Annotated in this window: 23 protein-coding genes and 1 pseudogene; 9 read left to right on the plus strand and 15 right to left on the minus strand. The window is 46.1% G+C overall.

The window, feature by feature from the left end:
- Positions 1 to 207 precede the first annotated feature (207 nt).
- The 11 genes and pseudogenes from AC1ECB_RS18395 to AC1ECB_RS18445 form a co-directional block, all read right to left on the minus strand.
- A complete protein-coding gene (locus AC1ECB_RS18395) occupies positions 208 to 1,155 on the minus strand; it encodes a Bug family tripartite tricarboxylate transporter substrate binding protein (protein WP_485665140.1) in 948 nt (315 codons plus the stop codon).
- 181 nt (positions 1,156 to 1,336) lie between these two features.
- A complete protein-coding gene (locus AC1ECB_RS18400) occupies positions 1,337 to 2,287 on the minus strand; it encodes a Bug family tripartite tricarboxylate transporter substrate binding protein (protein ID WP_485669369.1) in 951 nt (316 codons plus the stop codon).
- Between the two features lie 288 nt (positions 2,288 to 2,575).
- Positions 2,576 to 3,880 (minus strand): annotated as a pseudogene (locus tag AC1ECB_RS18405) (tripartite tricarboxylate transporter permease); the annotation flags it as partial.
- Between the two features lie 15 nt (positions 3,881 to 3,895).
- The gene (locus AC1ECB_RS18410) at positions 3,896 to 4,327 is read right to left on the minus strand and encodes a tripartite tricarboxylate transporter TctB family protein (protein ID WP_485665141.1); all 432 of its coding nucleotides are present in this window, start codon (positions 4,325 to 4,327) and stop codon (positions 3,896 to 3,898) included.
- Between the two features lie 27 nt (positions 4,328 to 4,354).
- Positions 4,355 to 5,779, minus strand: coding sequence for an ATP-binding protein (locus AC1ECB_RS18415; protein WP_485665142.1), 1,425 nt, complete (start codon positions 5,777 to 5,779; stop codon positions 4,355 to 4,357).
- A gap of 153 nt (positions 5,780 to 5,932) precedes the next feature.
- Entirely contained in the window at positions 5,933 to 6,349 is a 417-nt protein-coding gene (locus AC1ECB_RS18420; protein ID WP_485665143.1) for an ATP-binding protein, read from the minus strand.
- Positions 6,350 to 6,433: 84 nt separating this feature from the next.
- Positions 6,434 to 7,150 (minus strand): GNAT family N-acetyltransferase, encoded by a 717-nt coding sequence (locus AC1ECB_RS18425; protein ID WP_485665144.1) that lies wholly within the window; start codon positions 7,148 to 7,150, stop codon positions 6,434 to 6,436.
- Positions 7,150 to 8,355, minus strand: a complete 1,206-nt coding sequence (locus AC1ECB_RS18430) for a pyridoxal phosphate-dependent aminotransferase (protein ID WP_485665145.1) — start codon at positions 8,353 to 8,355, stop codon at positions 7,150 to 7,152. Before AC1ECB_RS18430 ends, AC1ECB_RS18425 begins: the two co-directional genes overlap by 1 nt.
- A complete protein-coding gene (locus AC1ECB_RS18435) occupies positions 8,352 to 10,703 on the minus strand; it encodes an MFS transporter (RefSeq protein ID WP_485665146.1) in 2,352 nt (783 codons plus the stop codon). The genes AC1ECB_RS18430 and AC1ECB_RS18435 overlap by 4 nt, the downstream gene beginning before the upstream one ends.
- 39 nt (positions 10,704 to 10,742) lie before the next feature.
- Positions 10,743 to 11,906, minus strand: coding sequence for an ABC transporter substrate-binding protein (locus AC1ECB_RS18440; protein ID WP_485665147.1), 1,164 nt, complete (start codon positions 11,904 to 11,906; stop codon positions 10,743 to 10,745).
- Positions 11,903 to 13,285, minus strand: coding sequence for a PP2C family protein-serine/threonine phosphatase (locus tag AC1ECB_RS18445; RefSeq protein ID WP_485665148.1), 1,383 nt, complete (start codon positions 13,283 to 13,285; stop codon positions 11,903 to 11,905). The genes AC1ECB_RS18440 and AC1ECB_RS18445 overlap by 4 nt, the downstream gene beginning before the upstream one ends.
- 348 nt (positions 13,286 to 13,633) lie before the next feature.
- Between AC1ECB_RS18445 and AC1ECB_RS18450 the strand changes: the two genes are divergently transcribed.
- From AC1ECB_RS18450 to AC1ECB_RS18460, 3 genes are all read left to right on the plus strand, one after another.
- Positions 13,634 to 14,353, plus strand: a complete 720-nt coding sequence (locus tag AC1ECB_RS18450) for a response regulator transcription factor (RefSeq protein ID WP_485665149.1) — start codon at positions 13,634 to 13,636, stop codon at positions 14,351 to 14,353.
- 82 nt (positions 14,354 to 14,435) lie between these two features.
- Positions 14,436 to 15,317, plus strand: a complete 882-nt coding sequence (locus AC1ECB_RS18455; protein ID WP_485665150.1) for a patatin-like phospholipase family protein — start codon at positions 14,436 to 14,438, stop codon at positions 15,315 to 15,317.
- 56 nt (positions 15,318 to 15,373) lie between these two features.
- A complete protein-coding gene (locus tag AC1ECB_RS18460) occupies positions 15,374 to 16,549 on the plus strand; it encodes a sensor histidine kinase (protein WP_485665151.1) in 1,176 nt (391 codons plus the stop codon).
- Positions 16,550 to 16,607: 58 nt separating this feature from the next.
- On the opposite strand, the gene AC1ECB_RS18465 is transcribed toward AC1ECB_RS18460, so the two are convergent.
- On the minus strand, positions 16,608 to 16,934 hold the full coding sequence (locus tag AC1ECB_RS18465) for an STAS domain-containing protein (protein WP_485665152.1): 327 nt from the start codon (positions 16,932 to 16,934) through the stop codon (positions 16,608 to 16,610).
- A gap of 375 nt (positions 16,935 to 17,309) precedes the next feature.
- Here AC1ECB_RS18465 and AC1ECB_RS18470 point away from each other — a divergent pair, with 375 nt between their 5' ends.
- From AC1ECB_RS18470 to AC1ECB_RS18495, 6 genes are read left to right on the plus strand one after another with little or no spacing between them, the layout of a single operon-like run.
- A complete protein-coding gene (locus AC1ECB_RS18470; RefSeq protein ID WP_485665153.1) occupies positions 17,310 to 18,389 on the plus strand; it encodes a methyltransferase family protein in 1,080 nt (359 codons plus the stop codon).
- Positions 18,390 to 18,426: 37 nt separating this feature from the next.
- A complete protein-coding gene (nikB, locus tag AC1ECB_RS18475; protein ID WP_485665154.1) occupies positions 18,427 to 19,371 on the plus strand; it encodes a nickel ABC transporter permease in 945 nt (314 codons plus the stop codon).
- 5 nt (positions 19,372 to 19,376) lie between these two features.
- A complete protein-coding gene (gene nikC, locus AC1ECB_RS18480; protein WP_485665155.1) occupies positions 19,377 to 20,204 on the plus strand; it encodes a nickel transporter permease in 828 nt (275 codons plus the stop codon).
- An 11-nt stretch (positions 20,205 to 20,215) separates the two neighbouring features.
- A complete protein-coding gene (locus AC1ECB_RS18485) occupies positions 20,216 to 21,160 on the plus strand; it encodes an ABC transporter ATP-binding protein (RefSeq protein WP_485665156.1) in 945 nt (314 codons plus the stop codon).
- Positions 21,147 to 22,079 carry an oligopeptide/dipeptide ABC transporter ATP-binding protein gene (locus AC1ECB_RS18490; RefSeq protein ID WP_485665157.1) on the plus strand — a complete coding sequence of 311 codons (933 nt, stop codon included), beginning with the start codon at positions 21,147 to 21,149 and terminating at the stop codon, positions 22,077 to 22,079. Before AC1ECB_RS18485 ends, AC1ECB_RS18490 begins: the two co-directional genes overlap by 14 nt.
- A gap of 28 nt (positions 22,080 to 22,107) precedes the next feature.
- Entirely contained in the window at positions 22,108 to 23,649 is a 1,542-nt protein-coding gene (locus AC1ECB_RS18495) for an ABC transporter substrate-binding protein (protein ID WP_485665158.1), read from the plus strand.
- A gap of 141 nt (positions 23,650 to 23,790) precedes the next feature.
- On the opposite strand, the gene AC1ECB_RS18500 is transcribed toward AC1ECB_RS18495, so the two are convergent.
- The 3 genes from AC1ECB_RS18500 to AC1ECB_RS18510 all read right to left on the minus strand — a co-directional run bounded on the left by AC1ECB_RS18500 (position 23,791) and on the right by AC1ECB_RS18510 (position 25,820).
- The gene (locus tag AC1ECB_RS18500) at positions 23,791 to 24,498 is read right to left on the minus strand and encodes a 3D domain-containing protein (RefSeq protein WP_485665159.1); all 708 of its coding nucleotides are present in this window, start codon (positions 24,496 to 24,498) and stop codon (positions 23,791 to 23,793) included.
- Between the two features lie 100 nt (positions 24,499 to 24,598).
- Positions 24,599 to 25,249 carry an HAD hydrolase-like protein gene (locus tag AC1ECB_RS18505; protein ID WP_485665160.1) on the minus strand — a complete coding sequence of 217 codons (651 nt, stop codon included), beginning with the start codon at positions 25,247 to 25,249 and terminating at the stop codon, positions 24,599 to 24,601.
- Between the two features lie 13 nt (positions 25,250 to 25,262).
- Positions 25,263 to 25,820: a GNAT family N-acetyltransferase gene (locus tag AC1ECB_RS18510; protein WP_485665161.1), complete on the minus strand. Its 558-nt coding sequence runs from the start codon at positions 25,818 to 25,820 to the stop codon at positions 25,263 to 25,265.
- Positions 25,821 to 25,882 lie beyond the last annotated feature (62 nt).

Genomic DNA, 25,882 nt, shown 5'->3' on the forward strand with positions numbered 1-25,882 from the left:
TTTTTCAAGATAATTAGTGATAGCTATCACTAATTATCTTGAATTTCTTCACTGTTTGTCTACTATATAAATACAATATTATCATTCGTCTTCTCAACGTGCTATATCGCTGATGTTTTATCTCATTACAACTCCAGCACTTTCCAGCCAGACAAAAAATAACTGTGCCCATCCCTCGTCTTCGGGATGGGCGATAAGTAAGCAATATTAGTTTTTCTGAGCTGCGATAAGTTCTGCAATTCCGGTCTCTTTTACTATTTTCGTTAATTTCTTATTATCAGCTATCCATCTGTCACCAAAATCCTCTGGCCCCAGATAATGGACTGGCATTCCCAGTTTCTCCATATTCTCTTTGAACTCAGGGTCATTGATCATTTCCCTTAGCCCTGATATCAATCTGGCCTTTTCAGCTAGCGGCATTTCTTTAGGGGCTGCAATTCCGTTCCAAAAATTAAAAGCTACATTGATTCCCTGTTCCTTGAAGGTTGGCACATCCTCAAAGCCTGGGAGGGTTAATCTATTTTCCTCTGCAACTCCCAGTATTCTGATAGTACCGCTTTTTACGTGTTCTTTTAAGGGCGCTACATTATACGCTCCCATAAGCTGCACATGCCCACCCAAGAGAGCCGCAAGAACTTCCGATTCGCCCCGGAAAGGCACTTGTTTGATCGTAATCCCGGCTTCTTTGGCAAATATTTCTTCCGTAACATGTACTGATGTACCCAGTCCCGAATGACCAACCTTGATTTCTCCAGGATGCTGTTTGGCATAGCTAACCAATTCACTCAGGTTTTTCCATGGTTTGTCAGCAAGACAGGCAACTACCACGGGTGAAGATACAACATTAACTAACGGTTCCAAGGCACTAGGATAATGGTATCTTGTCTGCCCATAAAGTGGTTGCAATATTACGCTTGTGGCAACAACGCCAATTGTATAGCCATCCGGTTTGGCGCCGGCAAGTTCATTCATGCCGAGGGTGGCTCCGCCGCCAGGCATATTGACTACCACCAGCGGCTGCCCCAGATGCTTATAGGCTGACTTTTCCAGCGCCCTTGCCAGTATATCTGAGCCTCCACCGGCAGCAAACGGCACAATTATTGTAATTGGTTTACTAGGATATTGCTCAGCAGCCGTACTCTCTTTTGCTCCCATAGTACATCCCCCCATAATAATTGTCATACTTACGAAGACCGCCAACAGGACAAAGAACCTCTTGTTTCTAATCACGATCCCCTCCATTCTACATTTTTATTTTGGGCTTTCCCTTTTTTTAGGAAACCAGCTACCGATGTTAAGAAGAAGAGATGGACAGCTACCGGATAAGCAAGCAATATTAGTTTTTCTGAGCTGCAATAAGTTCTGCAATTCCGGTCTCTTTTACTATTTTTGTTAATTTCTTATTATCAGCTATCCATCTGTCACCAAAATCCTCTGGCCCCAGATAATGGACTGACATTCCCAGTTTCTCCATATTCTCTTTGAACTCAGGGTCATTGACCATTTCCCTGAGACCGGCTGCCAGTCTGGCCTTTTCCGCTAGCGGCATTTCTTTAGGGGCAGCGATTCCCGTCCAAAAGTTAAAAGCTACATCTATTCCCTGTTCCTTGAAGGTTGGCACATCCTCAAAGCCAGGGAGGGTTAGTCTATTCTCCTCTGCAACCCCCAGTATTCTGATAGTACCACTTTTTACGTGTTCTTTTATAACTGCTGGATTATATACTCCAATAAGCTGCACATGCCCACCCAAGAGAGCCGCCAAAGCTTCTGATTCACCACCCCGGAAAGGAACTTGCTTGATCGTAATACCGGCTTTTCTGGCAAACGTTTCTTCCGTAACATGTACTGACGTACCCAACCCTGAATGTCCAAACTTGATTTCACCAGGATGCTGTCTAGCATAGCTAACCAATTCACTCAAGTTTTTCCATGGTTTGTCAGTAAGACAGGCCACTACCACGGGTGAAGATACAACATTAACTAACGGTTCCAAGGCACTAGGATAATGGTATCTTGTCTGCCCAATAAGTGGTTGCAATATTGCGCTTGTAGCAACAACGCCAATTGTGTAGCCATCAGGTTTGGCGCCGGCAAGTTCATTCATGCCGAGGGTGGCTCCGCCGCCAGGCATATCAACTACCACCAGCGGCTGGCCCAGATGCTTATAGGCTGACTTTTCCAGCGCCCTTGCCATCAAGTCTGAACCTCCACCGGCGGCAGAGGGCACAATTATTGTAATTGGTTTACTAGGATATTGCTCAGCAGCCACACTCTCTCTTGCTCCCATAGTACATCCCCCCAGAATCATTGCCATACTTAAAAAGAGTACCCCCAGGACTAGAAAACCCTTATCTTTAGTCACTATACCCCCCATTTCAGCTTTATATTTTTTGCTCTGCCTTCTTTTTGCAAACCAGAGAAATACGTTAAAAAACAGCAAAGCCATACTAAGCGACAGAATAGTACCAGAGATCGGACGTGAAAGGAAATACCAAATACTGCCATCGCCAATAATCAGACTCTGGACTAACCCGTTTTCCAGGATAGGACCCAACATAAGTCCCAGAACCAGTGGCGCCGGTTCGTAGCCTGTTTGTTTCATAAAAAAACCAAGAATACCAAAGGCAGTTAACAGACCGAGGTCGAAAAGACTATTATTTATCGAATAAGCACCTGTCAGCGTAATGATCAAAACAATCGGCATAAGAATTCTTAACGGGGTTTTTAGAAAATAGGCAAACAGTCCCACCAGCGGCAGATTCACGATCAGCAATATCACATTACCAATATACATACTGGCAACAAGTCCCCAAAACAAATCCGGATTTTGCGTCATTAAGGTCGGGCCTGGCATAACCCCGTGAATCATAAAACCACTCAGCAAAAGGGCGGCAGAGGAGGAAAACGGCAAGCCCATGGATAATAACGGAATCATGGTTGCCGAAGCTGCTGCGTTATTGGCCGATTCCGGTCCTGCAACCCCTTCAATGGCCCCCTGGCCAAATTCTTCCGGCCGGTTACTTTGTCTCTTTTCTACCGCATAGGAGGCAAAAGTTGAGACAGTGGCTGCCGGCCCGGGAATTAAACCCACTAAAAAGCCAATCACCCCGCCGCGAAAAATAGGTCCCAGCGAACGCCGCCATTCTTCCCTGCTGGGATACAACTCACGAAACCGGACAGATTGTATCTTATTGTTAGCCTCAGACTGAACCAGGGTATGCAGGATCTCAGCAACTCCGAATAATCCCATCACCACAATGGAAAATTCCATGCCGCGCTGTAATTCATCAATGCCAAAGATAAACCGGTTAATACCAGTCAGGCTGTCTAAGCCTATTGTCCCCAGCATAATCCCGATTGTCACCATCAAACCGGATTTGAGCATCGAAGTACCTGTTAATCTCATAAGAATTAACAACCCGAGCACGGCAATGGCAAAATACTCCGGCGGTCCAAAGGTTATGGCAAACCCGGACAAAATCGGTGCAAAGAAGGTTAATCCAACAAGACCCATTGTGCCGGCAATCAAAGAACCAATGGCCGCAATCGCCAGTGCCGCTCCGGCCCGTCCTTTTTTAGCCATCGCATAGCCGTCAATACACGTGACTACGGAAGAGGCTTCACCAGGAACATTCAACAGAATCGACGTCGTAGAACAACCATACATAGAGCCATAGTAAATCCCCGCAAACATAATAAGCGCAGTGGTGACATCCATAGTAAAACTAAAAGGGAGCAATAAGGCCATTGTCCCTACCGGCCCAATGCCAGGCAAAACCCCCACCAGTGTTCCGATAAGCACACCGCTTATACAAGCCAGCAGGTTTGCCGCCGACATACTCACAGAAAAACCATTTACAAGCATAGCTAAAACGTCCATCGTATCCACTCCTGCCTACGGCAAATTAGTTCCTAACAACTTTGAAAAAAGAAAATAGAAGCTTCCCGCAATTCCTGCCGAAAAGAAACACGGATAAACCCAGCCTGCCGTTTCGGTCACTTTTAGCAAATAGAACAGACTAATAAAGGTAGCTGCCATATAACCAAGAAAACGTAAAAGAATTAAATAAACAAGGATGCCGATAATTAGAAAAATCAGCTTTCTCCCCTTGCTGTCAGCCTTAACATTTCCGGCTTCCTTACATCTTTTCCGGAACAACGCGCTTATAGTGAGAACAAGCGCTAACAGAATAGCAATACCGCCTGCTATTCTCGGCATGAATCCCGCTTTCGGCGCCATAATACTACCGAAAGCCAAAGAAAAGGCATCTTCGGTATAGATAACACTCAGAACTAAAAAGAAAATAGCAATCAGCATTTCGGTCATTTTTTCTCACCTCACACCCTGGCTTACTCACCGTTTAAAAGTGATAGTAAACTTGGCTCCCCCTTCGGGCATATTTTCTATCATCATAGTGGCGTTATGCCGCTCTACAATCCGGTAACATACAGCCAGACCAAGACCTACACCATTATCTTTGGTAGTGAAGAACGGCGTCCCCAGTTTGTCAATAACTTCAGCCGGAATACCGCCTCCCTCATCACGAAAGGTCAGAAGCACCATAGAAGCAAAGCCAGAGGTGCTGATGGTTAGCTTCCCCCCCTGCGGCATAGCTTCTATCCCATTGCGGACAATGTTTAAAATAAGCTGACGCAGGCTGTTTTCATCAAGACGAAGGAGTGGAATATCCTGCAAATCCAGCTCTAGTTGGCAATTATAACGCAGTGCGTCTGCTTCCAGCAGGGGAGCCACATCCCGGATAATAGTATTTAACTGGCCCTCCTTAAAATCCATAGCCCTATTTTTAGCCAATGACAAAAAATCGGTAATGATAGCGTTTGCACGGTCAAGCTCCTCAATCATCAGCAGAAAATGAGATTTATAACTTTCAAAGTTTGGCTTATTACCGATGTATTGCAGGAAACCTCTTACTGTCGTCAGGGGATTGCGCACCTCATGGCCGATACTGGCTGCCATCTCGCCAATTATATTTAACCTGTCCAGCCGGGCCATCCGGTCTGTTTGCTCACTGATATACTGCAAAAGGGGATTCAATTCAGCTATATCACTCTGAAAGTCTTTCCCACGCCCTTCTACAATGGCATCAGCAAATAATGTAAGCTCCCTCTTCAAGCGGATAAATATTTCCTGAAACAGCATAATAACCACAACTAACGCCACACTGCCACCCAGGAGTATCTTTTTATAAGCGCCCAGCATATCGGCTTTAACCTTGTCCAAATTACTGAAGATAAAAATGTAACCAATAATTTCATCCCGGTATTGGATTGGTCTTACAAAATATAATATCTCTACACCATACCATAATACCGAATCATTCTGCCTGCCAAGTGTTGCTGTATCTTTGTGAAACATGTCGCCAAACTTCTGGGTATCATCAATGGCCAGCAATGCTTTGTCAGGTTTTGGGCCAACAGCGACAATTTGCTGCAACCGGGTGGAATATATACCATACTTTACAGGCAGGGAAGGAATGAATACAGTATTCATTGCCGGTTGCAGTTTGCTATTAAGCAGCAAAACCTGTTCTTCCGGTGATTGTTCCACACTGCCCTGATACTCTGCAGCCTCACTCAAAAACTGAATAGGCAGTGTTCTTGCTAGATAGGCGGTATATTCTTCCATAACATGCGCATACGTTGCTAGTTTTTCTTCATAAGCCGTCCACTGATGATATAAAGAAAAAAATAGCATAAATACTAACACAATGCCGACAGCCTTAATGTTTAGTCTGGTAGTCAGATTAGATATTTTCATTATATCCCCAAGCTTTCGCTATTCTAGTAATCATTTGATACATTATTTTGCAATTTTTGATATTTTTTATAATTATGTTTTTTACTGTATTCTACATTTTCCAATAAACTCCTTTATTTTTTGTATAAAAATGTAAAGGTTGGTTCATATATTTTATGAACCAACCACTTTTTTTAAGAAAAGTATATTTCGTCCGTCCAGCCGCTGATACTCCATGCAATCCATATTCTGCCGCACAAAATGGATACCAAGTCCGCCAAGTTCCCGGTTCTCGGCAGACTGGTTAAGGTCAGGCTCGGGAACAGTCGTTGGGTCGAAGGCCACTCCATCGTCAGAAACTGTCAGATTAATCGTGCTATCTGCAAAACAAATTTCAATGAGCATTTCATGGACTAAACCGTCAGGGTATGCATAGGAAATAATATTGGTAACAAGCTCATCCAGCACCAAATTTACTTGAAACAATATCTTGGGGGCAATATCACTTTCCTCAAAAAATTCTTCAAGATTTGCGCTGAGTTTTTCCAGTTCGTCTAGGTTATTTTTCAAGATCATCTGCTTCTTTACCATTCACACCACCAGCCTTTTACTAGATTCAAGCACCCGAATAGTTATCATTGATGGAAAATGGTTATGGGTGGCACACACGGTACCTTATTGCCGATGAGGCACCCCGTACCACAGAACTGTGTCGTGGCTGAGCTTCTCAATCCGGAATCCCTGGTAACCCTGACTCAGCAGCTGCAGCTGCTGTTCCCGGTCATTTACACTGACGGAGATAGCCGCAGCTTCGTCGAACTGCGCCGGCTTCAGCCTGTCCCGGCAGAAGATATAGCGCCAATGCCCACCAGGCAATTCCAGTAACCGTACTACCGGCATACCAACGACCAGTTTGTCCTTGATACTCGGGTAATTCTGCGGTGACACAACAGAACACAAATACCGTTTACAGCGCAGGTCACCCGCTTCGGCCAAGACCTGGGCAGTTAGCTGCCGCTGCAAAGCATGACCACGGTGCAGGGGATGAACAACTCCGATTTCCAGATGGGCAACTTTGTTCCATTCCGCTGGAGGCAGTCCGGCATATTCACCCTGATTGAATTTACCCGGATAATACAGCAGCCGGAAAGCAACTAGCTGGTCAGCTGCAAACGCTCCTACGCCTACGCCTTCGTCAGCCAGACAGGCAGCCAAAATATCTGTGGGCCTTTCCATAAAAATCGCATCATTTTCTGCCGCAAAGTGCCTGGCCTGTTGCTGCAGCTCCACTACAGCCGGCAAATGCTGAGGTGCCAGCCGCTGAATCGTATAGCACAGACAGCTGCCATTGGGCTGGGTAATATGTATTTCATTAATCACTTTTATGCTCATTATAACGCCTCCTTGTATAAATCAGCTTGTGCCTGCTTGATCCTGAATAATACTTCTGTCAACTGTCCCGGTGCCGGAGTAAGCAGCCGCACCGCCTGATGGCCAAAGGGAGCACAGCGTGCGCTGCAGCCCTTGAGAGTGATATCATAATCCTGCAAACTTTCCGTGATCACCCCATGAAGCATAAGCCGTTGCCAAAGATCAGGCACTTTGGCCATGACCACCTGCAGATGGCTGCGCTCATCCGTACAGCCCACAGCCAGCCCCAGGTCCCTCAGGCCCTCATACAGCAGCCTGTTGGTATGGCAGTTGTGGTCACGCACCCGGCGGGCGTGATGACAAGCCAGATGCTGCTGGCCTGGCGATCGTTCAAATAATGTCCGGAGAATCAGTTTAGCCAGCGGGCTGAGCAAAAAAAGCAGCCGCTGAGCACCGCTGAACCCCCTAGCTAATAGTGCGGGACTGACAACAGCATAGCCCAGTCGCAGATGGGGTAATCCCTGAGTCTTGGATAACGACCCCAGTATGATCCCGCCGTTATCGACGACAAATTTCGCCGCCTGCTGGAATTCATCGCCCAGTATTTCAGCAAAAGCCAGGTCAACCAGCGGTAACGCTCCATGACGCACGGCATGCACCGTAAGCCGGCGCATTAGTTCGGCATCAGCGGCGCCAAAGGGATTATTCGGATAATCCAGGTAGACGATGGCACCCTTGAGTTCCCTCCCGTTCAGCTTTAGCATGGCAGCGGCGGCATCAAGAGGATTTAAACTCATGCCGCTCACAGGGCGATAGCGAAGACCGCTCCGCATCGCCAGCCGGTAGATATCCGGAAATGAGTAGACGGGAACAAACAGGGTATGATATCCCTGGCGTGCTAAAAAGCGGACAACCTCATCTGCGGCCCCAATACTGCCGTGAGAAGAAAAAGCCACCGCCTCCGCCGGCACATCTGTCATATCCATTCCGTCCAACAACAGCCGGCACGTCTCCTCATGGGCCGGATCCTGTGCATAATGTGTCAGTTCTGACAACCACGGCGCATCGTTACGGTTCGCCAGGCGTGCCTTCAATTCCGCCGCCGGTCCCAGAGGGCTTACGCCCAGGCCAAGATCAATCACATCGCCATGGCGGCCATCATATCGCAGCTGTTCGTGGCCGAACAGATAACCCGTAAATTTCTCATTTGTGTTCATCAACCTCATCTCCCTATAACCAGTGACTCCCGATTCTGCCGCTGATGCAGCCAAAAAATGATGATAGCCGCACTATAAACCAATCCGGCGGCCAGCAACGCCGTCGAAGGTCCCCACGGCAGCAGCAGGCCGAAGAACAGTGGACCCAGCATTTGGCCCACTTTCCACACCATACTGAATAAACCAAGTGCTGTACCCTGCCCCATTTTTCTGGTGGCCGGCAACTGTAAAAAATATGCGTTCCGCACCGCCTGGCCCACACTGTCCGATAACCCCAGCAACAGCACCGTGGCATAGGCGGCATACAATGACGAGCCGCCGGCGAACAAGAACATCCCCAGGGCGCCAACTGACGTTGAGGTCACCAGAATACGGCCCAGCTGTTTCATCTTGCCCGTGTATCTGGTGATGTAGGGCCCGAAATACACGATACAAACGGCATAAACCATAAAAGCCCGGCCGGCATTGGATATAGCCAGGCCCGACGCACTGAAATACAGAGGCAGGAAATATTGCAGGAAACCCACCATACAGGCTGATGAGGGGATGATGATGCCCAGAAAAAATACAGCTACCTGCCGGTCCGCAAAGAATGCCGCTACTTTCATCCCCGCGCCTGCAGTTTTCGAACCTGCAGGCAGCTTCTGCCCCGCCGCGGGGTCCAGCAGCAACCAGGCTCCAGCCGCCGCAAACAGACTGAATACGCCGGCCAGCATAAATACCGCGGCATAGCCTAAACGGTCAGCCAATATGGCGCCAAAAGCACAGCCGCACAGATTGGCGGCGTAGAGTCCCGCATTCAGAGCCGAAAAGCCCATAGCCTGCTGCTCCTGTGTCTCCTCGGCAGCCATGGCTCGCCGCAATGACAGCCACACACAGCCGTAACCCACCCCTGTCACCGCCCTGGCTGCAACGAAGAGCAACATGCCGTCTGCCAGCCAGGAAAGGAGCGAGCCGGCGGAAAAACCGGCCAAACCGACGTACATCAGACGTTTCCAGCCCTTGCGATCAATGATGAATCCCCCGGCGAAAGCCGCCAGGGCCGATGTAATGAATTCGGCCGAGATAGGAAGACCCAGGATCAGTTCCAGTGGCAACCCGGCTACAGGATAGGCGAGCTGATTCATACGCAGGGGTATCAAGATGATCGTAATAAAGTAGGATAGATAAAACAGGAAGGCTAAAGGACGGATAACCCGGATATTAGTGGCACTATGACCAGCGCCCACCGAGTCGGCCCGCCGGGCCTGAACCATCAAGAGCAGCAACAAAACTTCAACGGCAAAAAAGCAGGAAACCAGCGTCATCGTCAGTCCGTCGAAAGCGATGCCCAGGACCTTGTCTTCAATATAATTAGCGGCCAGAGACACGACGATCTCGCTATATCCCGGACCGGCATTCACAGGCATACGGTAATCCCAGTCAGCTGACGATCCACCGCTTACCAGGATTGCTTCCTGTTTGGCGGTCGCCACCACTCTCCCATCATTAATGATGGCCAGATTGGATAGTTCCGGTACAAGTCGAACCGTTTTCCCCAGCCACGCATCCAGGCCGCTGACCTGAGAATAGCCGCCGGTTTTATCCAGGATGAAATGCAGATCAGCTATGACCGCCTGGGCAGCGATGTGGGTATTGTTGACGGCCGTTTGACGGTAAACGTCTTGCTGAACGGATAGGTTATGAAAACCAAGCACCAACTGTGGAACTGACAGTGCTGCCAAAGCAAGGCTTAGGAAAACTTTGCGCCGCAGTTGACCGGCAGCATCATAGGTCGGCACCGTCAAAAAGAATACGAGCAAAGCCAGCAAACCTGCGGCAGTTGCCGCAGCCGCACCAGGTAAACTTTGCTGCAGAAAGGCGGTGACTTGGTCCTCGACCATCCTTTCCGGAAACAGAATGTCCATTGATCCGATCAACTGTCCGTCTTTGTTTCTTAGAGGCAGGAAACAGTGATAAGCATTGTCTTGCCGCATCAGCTTATACCCGGCACTGTCGGCCTGCCTCCCGGCTGGCGGCGTGGATGCTGCCAGATCATTCTCTTCCTGTTTCAACTGCCAGGCAACCGTTCCGTCCGACAATAGAATCCGAACATTATCTACTCCCGGTGCCGCCTGCTGTACACTGGCCAGAACTTCCGGCATGCCATAAAAGTTTGCTAACTGTTTGCCGTATTTCACTGCATATTCAATGTTGAGCTGACTGCGTGCAGCGGCTGCGGCATAACTGGCCGCCAGCGAGTTAGCATAGTGTTTCTTAAAAGAGGCTGCATTGAGCCACAGATTCATCGCCACCATGACCAGCAGCAGCACTCCGGCCGTGAGATACAACGGCCAGCCCCGTCCTTTGCTCATCATATCAGCCTCCTTTTCCTGTATATCCCCCATACGGATACCTTAGCGGTAAACATCATCGGCAGACAGGATGATGTCTACCGGTACTGTCCAGCCAATCTGAGCCGCCACCTTCAGATTTAACACGATAAGCGGCGTTCTCTCAAAAACCTGCGGTATGCTGCGAGGCTTTTCTCCCTGCAGCGTACGGATGATAACTTCTGCCCCGAAGCGTCCGATACCGCTGAAGTCCATTGTCGATACACTCAGCAAAGCTCCGTTGACATTCTCATTTCCCCACTGTTGGGCAAACACAGGAATTTTTTGGTCATAGAAAGGCTGGAGCAGTTCAGGCAGCATAGCGGAAGAACGATGGGAATATTGTGTCAAGTACATGGCATCCACTTCATCCGCCAATTCGCGGTGAGCTGCCAGTGCCTGCCGGACATACAACTTGGAATCACCCTGACGGGTTTTATCATCCACATGGCGCCAGACAACTTCAAAGCCCCGTTCCTGCGCTACTGCATTTACATCCTCAAGGGCAGCCACACTGCGCCCCATCACCGTATCTTCATAGACGATACCAAGCCGTTTGAAACCAAAAATATCATGAAATACCTCCAACTGCCGCCGGTAACGGTTGGAATCCATATGCGCCCAGATATGGTCGCGTCCGGAATCGATATCTGAGGCAACAATTCCGGATCTGACAGCATTACTGGTGGAAAAAATTAATGTCGGCACATGGTGAGCATCAGTAGCCAAATCCTGTCCCGGCCATGTTCCCATCGCTAACATAACATCAATATCCGAAGTGTGATTAAGACGGGATAAAATTGCTTGCCGCACCGCAATACGGATGCCGGGGTCAGCTTGATAGGTATAATAGCCATTAGCCGCAAATTCAATATACGGTCCTGTATCATGGGTAGCCAGCCATTCCCACATGGCCTGTGTATCCTTTTGACCGGGCGTATAAGGCAAATCCTCGACTCCTGTAACCCATCCCAGTTTGGCCAGCCCCTGCACCAGGTTATACAGGGTCGATGCATAGTTGGCAAAGGCTTCTGTCTCGCAATAAGCTATACGGTATTTACCGCCTTGCGCTTTAGGGCTGGGGTGGTAGTCCCTTTGCCCTTGACCGGCTGAACCGGCAGCCACTGCCAGCCATAGCAGCAGCAGACAGCCCACTGCCAGTTTTAAGCAGAGCCGGACTTTAGTCATCTTGTTTTGTCTCCTCCAGTAACCTGTGAGCCTTTATAATACACAGTCATCAACGTGATATCGTCAGACTGCTCGGCACCGGCTGTATGGTTCCGGACACTGTCCAGAATGGTTGCCGCCACAGCCTGTACTGAGTATTCGGGTGCATCCAGGATTGCCTGCTGCAGGCGGTCATTGCCGAACTGTTCATACCTGGTATTCATCGCCTCATTGATGCCGTCAGTATACATGATAAGAACATCACCGGCTGCCAGCGTGGTCTCTTGACAGTCATAGACCATATCCTCCATCACGCCCAGAGCGATACCTTTGACAGGAGTCAATGGTTCTACCATGTGTTCCTCCTGCCGATACAGATATGGGATGTTGTGACCACCGTTAGCATACACCATGCGGCCTGTGGGGAGATGAAGAATGCCGCAGAAAACGGTGGCGAACATGGAAGCTTCATTGCCGCGGCACAATTCATTGTTTACACCACTGAGCAGGGCCGACGGAGATGTTTCTTCAGCGCCTCTGGCCCGGATTAACGTCAATGCTACAGCCATGAACAAGGAGGCGGGTACCCCTTTCCCCGACACATCTCCCACGACCACACACAAATGTTCATCATCAATGAAAAAAAAGTCGTAAAAGTCACCGCCTACAGCCTTTGCCGGCTCCAGAAAAGCGTACAGGTCAAACTCGTTGGAGTTGGGAAAGGGCGGAAATAATTTCGGTACAATGCTCATCTGAATATCGCGGGCCACTTGTAGTTCACTGTCCATCTTTTCTTTCAACTCGCGGGTAGCTTGCTCATCCCGGAAATTATTAATGATAAAGATGAACAGTGATACTCCAATGCATTTGATAGCTGTCATAACAAAAAAACCGCGTGAGACTAATTGGAGGGCTTTTTCATACTCCGGTGCCAGTGCCAGCGTCATCGCGGCAGCAAAGATCTCGTACGCCGCAGTGACTGCCGCGGCTTCAGCGGCAGTCACACGGCGGCCCTTTTTCCACTGGTAAAACAGGCCGCCGGCTAACCCTGCCAACAAAGCATACAAGGTACCCGACACAACCGTAAAGCCCCCCAACGAAAAACGGTGAACTGCACCCACTATGCTGGACCCCAATCCGACCCAGGGCCCTGCCAGCAATCCGGCCGCCAACGAGCCTAAGCTGCGGGTACTGATAAAACCACCGTTAATCGGAATATTCTTGTACGCCCCATAGAGTGAAAAAATACTGAATATGGCGATGAGGATCAGGGAGCCATTTATAGTGCGCCTGTCTACTAACAACCGGCTCAGGCTGGTTCTGGTCAGCAGATACGCCAGCACCACCATGACACAAGTCGTCTCAAGTAGTTGAATACTGCTCTCTATGCCTGACTGCACCACACTACCTCCTTACTGCGAAATGTAATCATTTTGACATCACTATGAGTTTTGATATCCATATTACATAACCACCTCATATAATTCTTTGTATTAACTTACAATATTCAGCATATATTTACAAGTCTCCTGCTTATATACAATAATGGCCAGCATATTTCATTTTGCACATAAACGTTCTCCCATTCAACCATAAACTTTAACACGTATTTCCATTATATCACCCTGTCAAAATCAAAACCTTAAGATTTCTTAAAAAATTACTCCAAATTGCTCATCTTATGTAATAAATTGGGAGGATTATTTTTCTTTACGCAGAAATCACTACTAATCAAGGAGGTGTAAGGCTTGACCTTAGCCAACATTCTAGTCGTAGATGATGAAACAGAAATCATTGATATTATTGAATTATACCTAAATAAAGCAGGCTATCAGGTTTTCCGGGCAACCACTGGTGAGATGGCCATTAGTTTAGCAGTCGACAAACACCCAGATCTGATCGTCCTTGATATCGTTCTACCAGATATAAGCGGGTTCCAAGTCACTGCCAAACTTGCCGACCTTGGCTTGAGTGATATCCCGGTGATATTTCTTAGCTGCCGGAACGAGGAGGAAACCATTGTACAAGGCTTACACCTTGGTGATGATTATGTAACCAAACCTTTCAGTCCGAGTGAACTTACAGCGCGGGTAGAAGCCCGCTTACGTCGTAAACAGGCAACTGCCAACCCTTCTGTTGCTGCTGAAAGTAAGCAGCAGCTGTGTTTTGCCGATCTAGTGATTGACCTGCAGGCTCATAGCGTCCGGATTCGAAATACAGAAGTACCCCTTTCCACTACCGAGTTTAAGCTATTATGCCTGCTTGTGCAAAACCGGCACCGGGTTTTCAGCTCTGAGCAGCTTTATGAACTGGTCTGGCACACACAAGGGTTAGATGATGTCCGGACAGTAATGGTTCATATCAGCAACCTGCGTAGAAAATTAGAGATATTTCCTGATAGCAAAGAGTATATTCTTACCGTACGCGGTGCCGGGTACCGCTTTAACCATGCTTTATCAGAAAACTAAATTTTTTTCTTTATAAAACCTTTAACCACAGGACAACAATAAGAGCTTATAATAAGTATTAATGCAGGTGGTGGTATTGACTATGACAGATCCAAACCAACATTCAAGCCGGAGCCCTAAAATCGGCGTTGTTTTAGGGGGCGGCGGCTGGCGTGCATTGGCCGCAATCGGTTTATTTGAATTCTTGGACGAAGCCAACCTGCCCATTGATCTATTAGTCGGATGTAGTGGCGGCGGAATTATGGCGGCACTACATGGTGCCGGTTTCACTCCAGATGAGATGAAATCCTGTGGACGGGAGTTTTGGAACCCCAAGCTATTCTCCCGCCTGGACTATCGTACACTCTTAGATATTCTCGGGTTGCCTTTCGGCCAATTTAGTCCTACAGCCGCCATTTTACGGCCTCACAGATTGTTATCTGTTTGCCAAAAGATCTTTAAAGAACGGCGCCTGGAAGAGTTTCACCCGCGTACAATATTACAAACAACAGATATTCGTTCAGGACTGGGAATCGCATTAAATCAGGGACAGGCAGCCAATGCTGTGTATGCTACAACGGCTCAATTTCCTTTCTTACCGCCCCTTGCAGTCGATAACCGGCTGCTTGTGGACGGTTCCTATATTTCTTCGCTTCCAGTTATGGAAGCAGTACGGCAAAATATGGATATTATCATTGCCATGTCATTTGACAACCATCCCAAACAAGAACCAGCTCACTTTTTTGATCACTATTGGCAATTTATTAACAAAATTCTGACCACTGGTGAACGAAATCAAACAGCTCTAGCAATTTCTCTGCATCATCATGAAATGATTCTAATTAATGTTCATTTTGGCTGCACTGCAGAGTTCTTTTCCGATGAAGGACTGGCAGACATCATTGCGACCGGCCGGGAAGCCGTTCGTTCCCGTAAAAACGAAATTTTAGGTGCTCTCGAAAGTTTTACTGTCCCTGATGAGTAAACAACAACTTCTCTTTCCATCCCTGTAGGTAAATTCGAGTGTGGTGGTGATTAATCATGATCGAAACAATCACATCTTCACAATTTGTGTTTGCTGCTATTGCTATTACTACGCTGGTGATACTAGGCATTTGGAGCATTTGGACAGGCTATTATTGGCTTACAGCCTTTATGGCCGGCATACTTATCACCGGACTATTCTTTACCCGGATACTGTACAATCTGGCCAGACACCTGTATACCGGAGTCATTGAATCCAGCAAAGGCACGCTTGAGTTTTCCTTTCCCTATAAATCACATGCTCGGCAAGAATCTGCCAGGCTTCATCAGGTAACAGCTGCTCACAATTCCTCCTCACCCCAGCAAGATGCTAAAAAAATCCAGGCGTTAGAAACCATGCTCAAGGAACATGATCTACTCAACGAGCATCTGCAGGATATTAATTCGCAATTAGAAATATTAGTCACTGAACGCACAGCAGCCCTGGAACGCAGCCATGCCGCCCGTCGCAACTTAATTGCCAATATCTCCCATGATTTACGGACTCCTATTACACTCATTCAGGGTTATACGGAAATGCTGCTTGATGGAATAGCTTCTACGCCCGAAGATCAGCTTAAATACCTAAATCTGATACATGCCCGCGTGCTCAGACTTAACCGGCTAATACAAGAACTTTTTGACCTCAACCAGCTTGAGTCAGGTCAACTTTCACTCCGGATTCAGCCGATTTCAGCAACCAGTCTTGCCAAGAGTATCTATGAAAAATATGAGACAGATACCCAAAATGCCAATCTGTCAGTCAAATTTATTTCACCCGACTCAGAACCTCAGTTATACCCTAAAGACGATACCATTTATGCTGATCCTGACAGAATTGAACGGGTATTTTCAAATCTGCTAACCAATTCTATCCGCCACACCATGCCTGGTGGAACAATTTATATTGGAGTTCGCTTTCGCCGCTTACCAGACGCCCCTGAAAAAACTGCTGCTTTGTTTTTTGTCCAGGATACCGGCAACGGCATTGCCGAAGAAGATCTGCCATTTGTTTTTAACCGCTATTACCAAAGTCCTCATCGCGATAGCAGCAAACACACCGGTTCCGGATTAGGCCTGGCTATAGCCAAAGAGATTGTAACTGCTCACAATGGCCAGATCTGGGTTGAAAGTCAGCTTCACCAAGGAACTACCTTTACATTTTCTCTCCCGCTTGCGGCTCCATCTATCTAATAAAAATAAGACCTGCTAAACCCTGGGTTGAAGGCTTAGCAGGTCTTATTTTTTTGTTCTACAATTCTTTTACCGCTTCTTCTTCCGTATCAAAAATACGGAACAACTGGCTAAACCCAGCCATATCAAAAACTTCTTTAACCTGTGGTTTTAACGAGCATAGAACAATTTTACCGCCCGATTTTTGCATAATCTTCAGCATCTGCAAAAATACCCGGAGACCGGCACTGGAAATATAATCATTTTGCGAGAAATCGCATACAATTCTTTTATTTCCCCCACTCACTAAATCGTTTAGTTTGGCCTCCACTTCCTTTGCAGTTTGTGCGTCCACACGGGGTATAATTACCGGTATTTTCACATCGCCTGCTGACTTAATATCCATTTAGATCCCCTCTTCGTATGTAAAATAAGCAAAATCGCGCTTTAGCACTCACTATGCCTCTACAGAAATCTTTCGACCATTTTCAGAAAATCCCTGCACCAGGAAGCATAAACTTTTCATACTTTAATTTTATCGGCATAATAGTCACGACGCAACTATAACATTTATTTTTTTACTTAATTGTAACCCTGGTTGACAATTCTGGGTGTTACTGTTAAAATAATAATTAAATTACATAAAGCAAGGATTGCTAGCTTGAAAGCTAGTATTGAAAGCCATGAAGGCGTAGGTTCCTAATTTAGGGGGAACCTAAATCTTCATGGCTTTTTTATGATTTTTAATATTTATTTCGAGATACAAGAGGAGGAAGAAATATTGGATCAATCGGTTAAAACAATGTTACTAGAGCAACCGGCAGTGAGTGTTAATCCCTTATACCATATATTATGCAACTGTTCCTATGGCTATAAAACATTTTGTATTCTGAATGCGGCAATTGAACTGAAAATCTTCGATTATTTAGATACGCCGCAAACACCAGAATCGCTGGCTGAAACATTAAAATTGAATCCGGATTTTAGCTATAGTATTTTAGCATATCTAAAAGAATTGAATTTGGTGGAAGAAAACAATCGGATATATCAAAATTCAGAGCTAAGTCAATGCTATTTGCATAGTAAGGCATCTTTTTCTCAACATAATGTTGTAAAAAATATTCATAACGGGTTTAAAGTATGGGAAAAACTTAGTGAAATCGTAAAAAATGGTCCTATTTCAGCCAACGAGAGCACTTTTTTTGCTAATAATCTGATACATTCTCTGGCTGAGGAAGCACTATGTGGTGAACTGCAAAAAGTGGTTGGCATCATAAAAAAACTACCACAATTTGCGACGGCGCGAAGTCTTCTTGATTTAGGTGGTGGCCATGGCTTATATTCAATTGCATTGACTGCTGCTAATTCCGCCATCAGAGCAGATGTTTACGATTTCCCGAATGTAATCGAGGATACAAAAAAATATATTGATAGGTTTTGTGCAGACAGGGTAGATACACTAGCTGGAAATTATTTTAAAGATACCATGCATAAAAGCTACGATATCATCCTTTTTAGTTATAGTCCCGGCGGTAAAAATCCTGAGATGGTACCAAAGATTTGTGACTGGTTAAATCCGGCGGGAATTTTGATAAGCAAACATTGTTTTTACCGCCGCGACGAAGTTTCAAAAAGTCGTTTATTAGATATCGAATGGAACTTACTTTCTTTTGAGGGCGTCTCCAAAGACAACAAGATTTATAGCTTTTGCGGTGATTGCAGCCTTGAGAACTATCTGGAATTACTGAAAAAAAAGTTTGTAATTCAGGATATTGTTCATGCGCCTGATTTTTCAGGGCAGCAACTAGATAAAATTGGTGACGCGCTAGACTCGATTCTTATTATTGCGAAAAAGAAATAAGGCGGATACTGCACTTAGTGAATAAAGGACTAAAATTATGCTCACTTACATCTTAAATAGGTTGGTGCTCTTGGTAATCGTAGTACTGGGGGTTACGATGGCGACATTTTTTTTAATGAATGTTGCTCCCGGAGATCCGGCAGAGATGGTTGCCATAGCCCGCTATGGTTTAGAAAACATAACTGCAGTAGAGATTGAAAATATCAGGATAAATGAAGGGCTTGATGCGCCAGTCTGGATTCAATATTTGCATTGGCTGGCCTACACCCTGAAAGGCGATTTCGGACGTTCTTTGGTTACCGGGAATCCGGTGTTGCAAGAAATACTGGTGAGGGTGCCGGCTACCTTGTTGCTATCTTTTGCTTCTTTAGCAGTTTCCCTGCTTATTGCCTTGCCAGCTGGAATTATTTCAGCGGCCAAACAAAACTTGGCGGTTGACTACCTTGTTAGAACCGGAGTAATATTTGGCGCGAGCATGCCGAATTTTTGGCTTGCTTTGCTTTTGATTCTCTTGTTTTCTGTAACCTTGGGCTGGTTTCCGGTATTTGGGTACGGAGAGTTTCGCCATATTATTTTACCAGCTGTGACATTAGGTACAGGTCTGGTTGCTGTTACCACCAGATTGACGCGTTCCAGCATGCTGGAGGTTTTGCAACAGAATTACATTACGACAGCCAGATCGCTAGGGATTCACGAAAGAAGAGTTATTTTTCGCCATGCTTTAAAAAATGCATTTATTCCTGTAGTAACCGTCATCGGACTTCAGTTGGGACATCTTTTGGAAGGTACGGTAATTGTAGAATCTATTTTTGCCTGGCCCGGATTAGGGAAGCTTTTGGTTGATTCCATATACGCACGTGATTATGCCTTGATTCAAGCCTGTGTGCTATTGTTTGCCGTTTTCTTTGTCTTGATTAACCTGTTAGTAGATATTCTGTATGTTTATCTTGATCCCAGGATTCGATATGGAAAAGGAGGCTAGAAGTCATGAGCATACTTGAAAACAAGCTAACCCTAGCCGGAACGGTCATTATTATTTTATTGGTTTTTGCGGCCATATTTGCTTCTGTTCTGGTTCCTCATGATCCAAATGCACAATCCTTAAACCAGGCGCTCATGGGTCCATGCACGGATTATCCTTTTGGAACAGATGAATTTGGACGCTGTATTTTAAGCAGGATTATTTTTGGAGCCCGCATATCTTTGGAAATAGGCTTGGTGGTAACCGCCGTGTCAGTTGCTGCCGGAGTTGCGCTTGGTATGGTTGCCGGTTTCTATGGTGGAAAGATTGATGAAGTTATTATGCTGATCGTGGATATTTTTCTGGCTTTTCCCGGTTTGATTTTGGCTTTGGTAGTGGCTGGGCTGCTCGGTCCGGGTACGCTTAATGTAATAATTGCCCTGGCTCTGGTAGGGTGGATGAGCTATGCCCGGGTAGTTCGGGGAGCAGTTCTAGCTGAAAAAAAGAAGGAATTTATAGAAACTGCCCGATCCCTTGGAGCAAGTGACTTCTACATAATGTTTCGGCATTTGCTGCCAAATATTATGGCCCCGGTTATAGTTATGGCCAGTGTCGGAATCGGACATGCCATTTTGGCAGCGGCTAGTTTGAGTTTTCTTGGCCTTGGGGCTCAGCCCCCGGCACCTGTCTGGGGTTCGATGCTTAGCTATGGTAAAAGCTATCTGCAAACAGCACCGCATCTGACTATTTTCCCCGGATTGGCCATTATGGTTACGGTTTTGGCCTTCAATTTTTTGGGCGACAGCTTGAGGGACATGCTTGACCCCAGGTTGAAAAAACAAAGCATTGAATAGGAGGGAGCGGGATGGCTTTATTGAGCATTAGCCACATGACAACGGTGTTTAATTGCCGGGAGGGTCAAGTTAGGGCCTGCAATGGAATTAGCCTTGCTATTGAACAAGGCCGCACGCTGGGGCTTATTGGCGAGACAGGCTGCGGAAAATCTGTCTTGGGAATGTCCATAGTAAGACTCTTGCCTTCCAATGCAGTCTGCAGCGGTAAAATCATTTATAAAAATCAGGATTTGCTGAGTTTATCTCCAAGTGAAATGCGTAAAATTAGAGGCTGTGAAATTGGCCTTTTGCCGCAGAGTCCGTCAACTTCGTTAAATCCTGTGCTGAAAATTGGGGAACAACTTGCGGAGGGTCTTCGGCTGCATAGGAGGATGGCTAAGGAAAAACTAAAAGATATTGCCTTGGAAATGTTAAAATCCCTTGGCTTAAGAGACCCCGCAAAAAGGTATGCCGAATATCCGCATCAGTTGAGTGGAGGAATGAAACAGCGGGTGTTAGCCGCTCTCAGTATAACTGGGCAGCCGTCGCTGCTTATTGCCGATGAACCGACCAAAGGATTGGATGCCGTGGCCAGGGTTCAAGTCGTAGATCTTTTACGTCAATTAACTAAGGAAACTAATACAGCGCTGCTTTTGATTACACATGATATTAAAGTCGCTGCGAGTCTTTGCGACGAGATTGCTGTGATGTATTCAGGTGAAATTGTAGAAAAAGGCTCAGCCGAACAAGTGGTTAACTATCCTTTTCACCCGTATACCCAAGGCTTACTGGCTGCGCAGCCGGAGAAAGGTTTATATCCTATTCCCGGCTGCAGTCCCAGCATGTTGGAGGATGCTCCTGGCTGCAAGTTTTATTCACGTTGCTCGAACAAACAAGATAAATGCAACCGTCAACCTGTACTCAATAGGGAAGTCAATGGAACTTATGTGAGGTGTCTGAATATTGCTCAGAGTTGAGAAACTCAGTAAAGAATATGCAACAGGGGTTTTCAGCCGGCGGCATTATAAGGTTTTGGATGGGGTAAGCTTTACGCTAAGGCCTGGAGAAACCCTTGGGTTGATTGGAGAAAGCGGTTCCGGTAAATCGACTTTGGCCAGGACAATCCTGGGTTTGATACCGCCTTCTTCCGGCAAGGTTTTTTTCCAGGGGCAGGAGGTCTTGTCAGGCGACGGGCTGATGAAGAAGGAATTCTGCGGCAAGATGCAAATTATTTTTCAGCATCCGGAAAGTGCTTTAAACCCGCGGATGAAGATCAGGGACAGTCTGCTTGAACCGATGCGGATTCAGAAAAAGGACTTATTTGATCATGAACAAATAAGTAAATGCAGCGAGCTTTTACAGAAGGTAGGGCTAAGTGAAGAACACTTAAGCCGTTATCCCCACGAGTTAAGCGGCGGGCAGATTCAGCGGGTTGTCCTGGCGCGGATTCTTTCTTTGAGCCCTCAATTTCTGGTAGCTGATGAACCGACTTCGATGCTTGATGTTTCCGTCCAGGCTCAAATATTGCGCATCCTTAAAGACATTCAGACTGAAAACGATATTGGATTGTTGTTTATATCCCATGATCTTGAGATAGTTAGTTGGATGAGTGACCGAATTGCTGTTATGTACAACGGACAGATTGTAGAGAGCGCACCAGCAGATAAAATTTGCCAAAATCCGCTGCATCCTTACAGCCAGTTGCTGGTTAAGGCTTTTTCTTCTTTAATGGAGCCTTCGATGGCAAGAGAATGGTTGGAAGAACCCAATTCGAGCGTTTCGGCAAATGGCTGTGTTTATTTTACCAAATGCCGTCTGGCAGGACCTGTTTGTCGGCAAAGGCCTGAGCTAAGAGAAATAAGTAAAGGTCACTTTATAGCCTGTTGGCAGGCATAGTCTTTAGATATTGAGAGAGGGGTAAACAGTGAAAAAAAGCATATCAGTTGTTTTTTTGAGTTTGCTGTTAAGTGTTGTTCTTGTTCTTGGAGGCTGTAGTTCTCAGGGACAGAATGGAAAGCAGGAGCAGGTTTTGAAAGTCGCTATCGGGACAGATATTAATACCTGGGATATTGATAAATTTCCTGATGGCGATGCCCGTTTTGTTTGGTCGCAGATCTATGAGACTTTGGTGCGCCTTGATGCCGATCTTAATCTCGTACCTGGCTTGGCGGAGTCCTGGGAGTCCCAGGATAACGGCAAAACCTGGACTTTCAAACTCAGAAAAAATGTAAAATTTCATGATGGCACGCCGTTTACGGCAGATGCTGTTATCTACTCTTACAGTGACAGGGCCTATGTCACAACAACCAAAACGCTGCAATTGGAGAAGGTAGAAGCAATTGATAACTATACAGTTAAATTTACCTGTACTAAGCCGCTGCCGCTGCCGACTTATCTGACGCATATTGCCTGGCCAGTTGTCTCTCCCAGCAGTCTTAATGACGCAGGTAAATTTCAACAGCCAATAGGAACCGGACCCTTTAAATATATAAGCTACAGTAAAGGGCAAGAGGTCGTACTGGCTAAGAATGCCGATTACTGGGATAAAGAAGTAAAACTTAATCAGGTTGTCTTTAAGATCATTCCTGATGCTTCCACCCGGATTATGGCCCTGAGTTCAGGGAATGTGGATATGAGTATCAAAATTCCGGAGAGCGATGTTGCCAAGCTGGAAAAAGATCCGAAAATTACTGTGCACAGAAAACTAAGCACGTTTACTGATTTTCTTCAATTCAATTGTGCCAAAGCACCTTTTGATGACCTGAATGTCCGAAAAGCAGTAGCCAATGCAATTGACACGGAGGGAATCGTCCGGAATATTTTGAACAACATCGGAGTAGCGGCTCAGGGTCGGCTTTATTCTCCTATTATGATGTATAGTTGCAAAGATTTGCAGCTAACCAGTCAGAATAAGGAAAATGCAAAATCTCTGCTGGCGGCTTCCGGCTGGAAAGACGAAAACGGTGATGGTGTCTTGGAAAAATCAGGAAACAAGTTGCAAGTTAGCATGCTGATTGGTCAATCCTGGAGCCCACGCGAACGGCGAATTGCCGAGGCCTGCCAGGCCCAGCTTGCTGAAGTTGGTTTTACCGTTAAGATCAAACAATTGGAAACAGCTGCACTGAATTCGTTAGAAAAAAAAGAGGATTTTGACATGATCATGAGGACCGGATACTTTGTCTGGGGGCCTTATCCACATCACGTCAAGATGCATTTCTCAAAGAATTATGTCAGTCATTACAATAATACGGCTTATGATCAACTGGTTATGCAGGGTGAAAGTGAAAGCAATGAGGCTAAAAAACAGCAGATTTATGCAAATATCCAAAAGATGGCCATGGATGATTTGCCGTCTTTTTACCTTGTGCATGAAGAGAAGCTTGTGGCGACAAGAGACAATGTCCAAGGGTATGTAATATCTGCGGAAGACCCCTGGCTTGAATTAAAAGGAATATCAGTGAAATAGGAAAATGGGATCTGCGGATAATTTTATCGTGAAAACCTCCTGGAAAAAGGCGCAAAAAACCACGTACACACAAACACTAGCAAATATAAAACTCCACCCTAGCCATCAGGGGTGGAGTCTTGCAAAATTTATGCTTAGACCCTACAACATATATATTTTTGCATTTTTGATACCAAAGTCATAGGCTTCATCTACCGAGTCCAGAGCCACATCAATACGATTGCCTTTGATGGCTCCCCCCGTGTCTTCTGCTGTTGCATAGTGACCGGTTCCATCAGGATATTTGACATATACCCGTGAACCGAGTGGAATAACATTCGGATCTACGGCAACAATACCTGGGCGAACCGTTGTCCCGATAAATGTTTTGTCCCCCCATTGTCCATTATCATGAGCACCAGGAGCATACGCAGTAGCCTTAACGTCTATAACCTTCTGGAAATTTTCCGGTGCACCGGCTGATGTTTTTTCCGCTGCCGGCGCGGCCTGAACCTTTTTGGCTTGCATTACCTGCTTAGATGACTTGTCCAAAGTCTTGGCCTCTACTGAACTCTTTGCTAGTCGGCTGCGCTCTGCTGCTGCCGCCTTGGCCTGCATTCTAGCCTGTTTCTTCAGCGGAATTCTGCTTTCTGACTGCATATTGTAGTAGCCTTTTGGCGTTTTCACCATATGCTGCACAGCAGCATCAGCAGTAACATCCGGCATAGCGGATGCATGGGCGGTAGTTGGTAATCCAGGCATAAAGGCAGACGATATAAACGCAGCCCCAGCAACAGCAGCTGCTGCCGCCATGCGTTTAAGTCTGCGCTTTAGGGACTTACTGTGTTTACGATGCAATTTATGCGTCATTTACATTCGCCTCCTACCCAAACTATTATTATAGTTTCTGCCAAATAGCTGTTTCAATGTAATACATTTTTTGACAGGAAGCAACTCTTGTGAATTTGCATTACACCCGCAAAATCTCTGCAAGCTCATTAACCGTAGATACGTTGTAAGTAGGCTTGGCTGTTTGCAGTTCTGCTGCCGTTCCATAGCCATACTTAACAGCAATAACAGCAATAGCATTTTTCTGCGCACCAATAATATCGTGCTTTCTATCCCCAACCATAACAACATGCTTCCGGTCAACACCAGCAAGCCCGGATAAAATATATTCAATAATTTCGGCTTTATCAATACGTGATCCGTCCAGATTACTGCCAACAATCGACTGAAAAAACTGTGTCAGGCCAAAGTATTCAATAATCTGTTCAGAATACATTGTCGGCTTGGAGGTAGCAATAATTAATTGCTTGCCTGCCGCCGCTAACAGTGCCAGCATCTCCTTAATTCCGGGATACACTGCATTTTCAAAGATTCCAGCCTTAGTAAAATATTCCCGGTAATACCCAACCCCCGCAGCAGCCTGCTCCTTACTTAATGAATAGAATTCCTGAAAAGACTCTACCAGCGGCGGCCCAATAAACGGCACCAGCTTGTCTAATTCAGACTCATAAATGTTAAATTTCGCAAGTGCATACTGCACCGACCTGGTAATTCCGACCTTAGGATCTGTCAGTGTTCCATCCAAGTCAAATAAAATCACTTCATAACTCATCACAGTGCTCCTCTTAGTAGTCAGACTTTAGTAGCGAATAACAATATTGGTCGACAAATTTGCCCCGGGCAAATTCGTATTCACGCAGGAGACCATCCAGCTTGAATCCCATTTTTTCTAAAGTCCCTGTGGACTTGATATTGCCGACATTTACAAAAGCCTCAATTCGATTAACCGCCATTTTTTCAAACCCGTAGTGCAAGATAGCGGTTAGCGCTTCTGTCATAAACCCTTGCCGCCAATAGGCTTGTCCCAATTCATATCCCATTTCAGCCCGAGAGTGTTCTGGATTATAGTTATGAAAACCGCAAGTACCAAGAACTTTGCCTTCCTGCCTGCTGGTAATCGCCCAGCGAATACCCTGGTTGCTTTCAGGTAAGCTGTTTAGAAGTTCAATCATAGCAACAGCTTCTTCCAGTTTTTTGAAAGGCTCAAGTGTTAGATACTCGGTGACCTCCGGGTCTGACCAATATTGCAGCAATATTGTAGCGTCATCTGTTAACAGTTGACGTAGAATCAGCCTATCAGTCTCAATTGCAGGAAATGGGTTTTGTTCATTTATGATTATCATTAAACGCTTCTCCCTTCAGTTCATAAAAAGGATCTCACTATCTGTCGAATTGGTATTTCCTA

Source organism: Sporomusa sp. 246TCP1 (assembly GCF_057319775.1).

Excerpts from the sequence above, each read along its gene's own strand:
- AC1ECB_RS18395 (WP_485665140.1), bottom strand. The coding sequence starts at position 1,155 with ATGGGAGCAAAAGAGAGTACGGCTGCTGAGCAATATCCTAGTAAACCA.
- AC1ECB_RS18400 (WP_485669369.1), bottom strand. The coding sequence starts at position 2,287 with ATGGGAGCAAGAGAGAGTGTGGCTGCTGAGCAATATCCTAGTAAACCA.
- AC1ECB_RS18410 (WP_485665141.1), bottom strand. The coding sequence starts at position 4,327 with ATGACCGAAATGCTGATTGCTATTTTCTTTTTAGTTCTGAGTGTTATC.
- AC1ECB_RS18415 (WP_485665142.1), bottom strand. The coding sequence starts at position 5,779 with ATGAAAATATCTAATCTGACTACCAGACTAAACATTAAGGCTGTCGGC.
- AC1ECB_RS18420 (WP_485665143.1), bottom strand. The coding sequence starts at position 6,349 with ATGGTAAAGAAGCAGATGATCTTGAAAAATAACCTAGACGAACTGGAA.
- AC1ECB_RS18425 (WP_485665144.1), bottom strand. The coding sequence starts at position 7,150 with ATGAGCATAAAAGTGATTAATGAAATACATATTACCCAGCCCAATGGC.
- AC1ECB_RS18430 (WP_485665145.1), bottom strand. The coding sequence starts at position 8,355 with ATGAGGTTGATGAACACAAATGAGAAATTTACGGGTTATCTGTTCGGC.
- AC1ECB_RS18435 (WP_485665146.1), bottom strand. The coding sequence starts at position 10,703 with ATGATGAGCAAAGGACGGGGCTGGCCGTTGTATCTCACGGCCGGAGTG.
- AC1ECB_RS18440 (WP_485665147.1), bottom strand. The coding sequence starts at position 11,906 with ATGACTAAAGTCCGGCTCTGCTTAAAACTGGCAGTGGGCTGTCTGCTG.
- AC1ECB_RS18455 (WP_485665150.1), top strand. The coding sequence starts at position 14,436 with ATGACAGATCCAAACCAACATTCAAGCCGGAGCCCTAAAATCGGCGTT.
- AC1ECB_RS18460 (WP_485665151.1), top strand. The coding sequence starts at position 15,374 with ATGATCGAAACAATCACATCTTCACAATTTGTGTTTGCTGCTATTGCT.
- AC1ECB_RS18465 (WP_485665152.1), bottom strand. The coding sequence starts at position 16,934 with ATGGATATTAAGTCAGCAGGCGATGTGAAAATACCGGTAATTATACCC.
- nikB (WP_485665154.1), top strand. The coding sequence starts at position 18,427 with ATGCTCACTTACATCTTAAATAGGTTGGTGCTCTTGGTAATCGTAGTA.
- nikC (WP_485665155.1), top strand. The coding sequence starts at position 19,377 with ATGAGCATACTTGAAAACAAGCTAACCCTAGCCGGAACGGTCATTATT.
- AC1ECB_RS18485 (WP_485665156.1), top strand. The coding sequence starts at position 20,216 with ATGGCTTTATTGAGCATTAGCCACATGACAACGGTGTTTAATTGCCGG.
- AC1ECB_RS18500 (WP_485665159.1), bottom strand. The coding sequence starts at position 24,498 with ATGACGCATAAATTGCATCGTAAACACAGTAAGTCCCTAAAGCGCAGA.
- AC1ECB_RS18505 (WP_485665160.1), bottom strand. The coding sequence starts at position 25,249 with ATGAGTTATGAAGTGATTTTATTTGACTTGGATGGAACACTGACAGAT.
- AC1ECB_RS18510 (WP_485665161.1), bottom strand. The coding sequence starts at position 25,820 with ATGATAATCATAAATGAACAAAACCCATTTCCTGCAATTGAGACTGAT.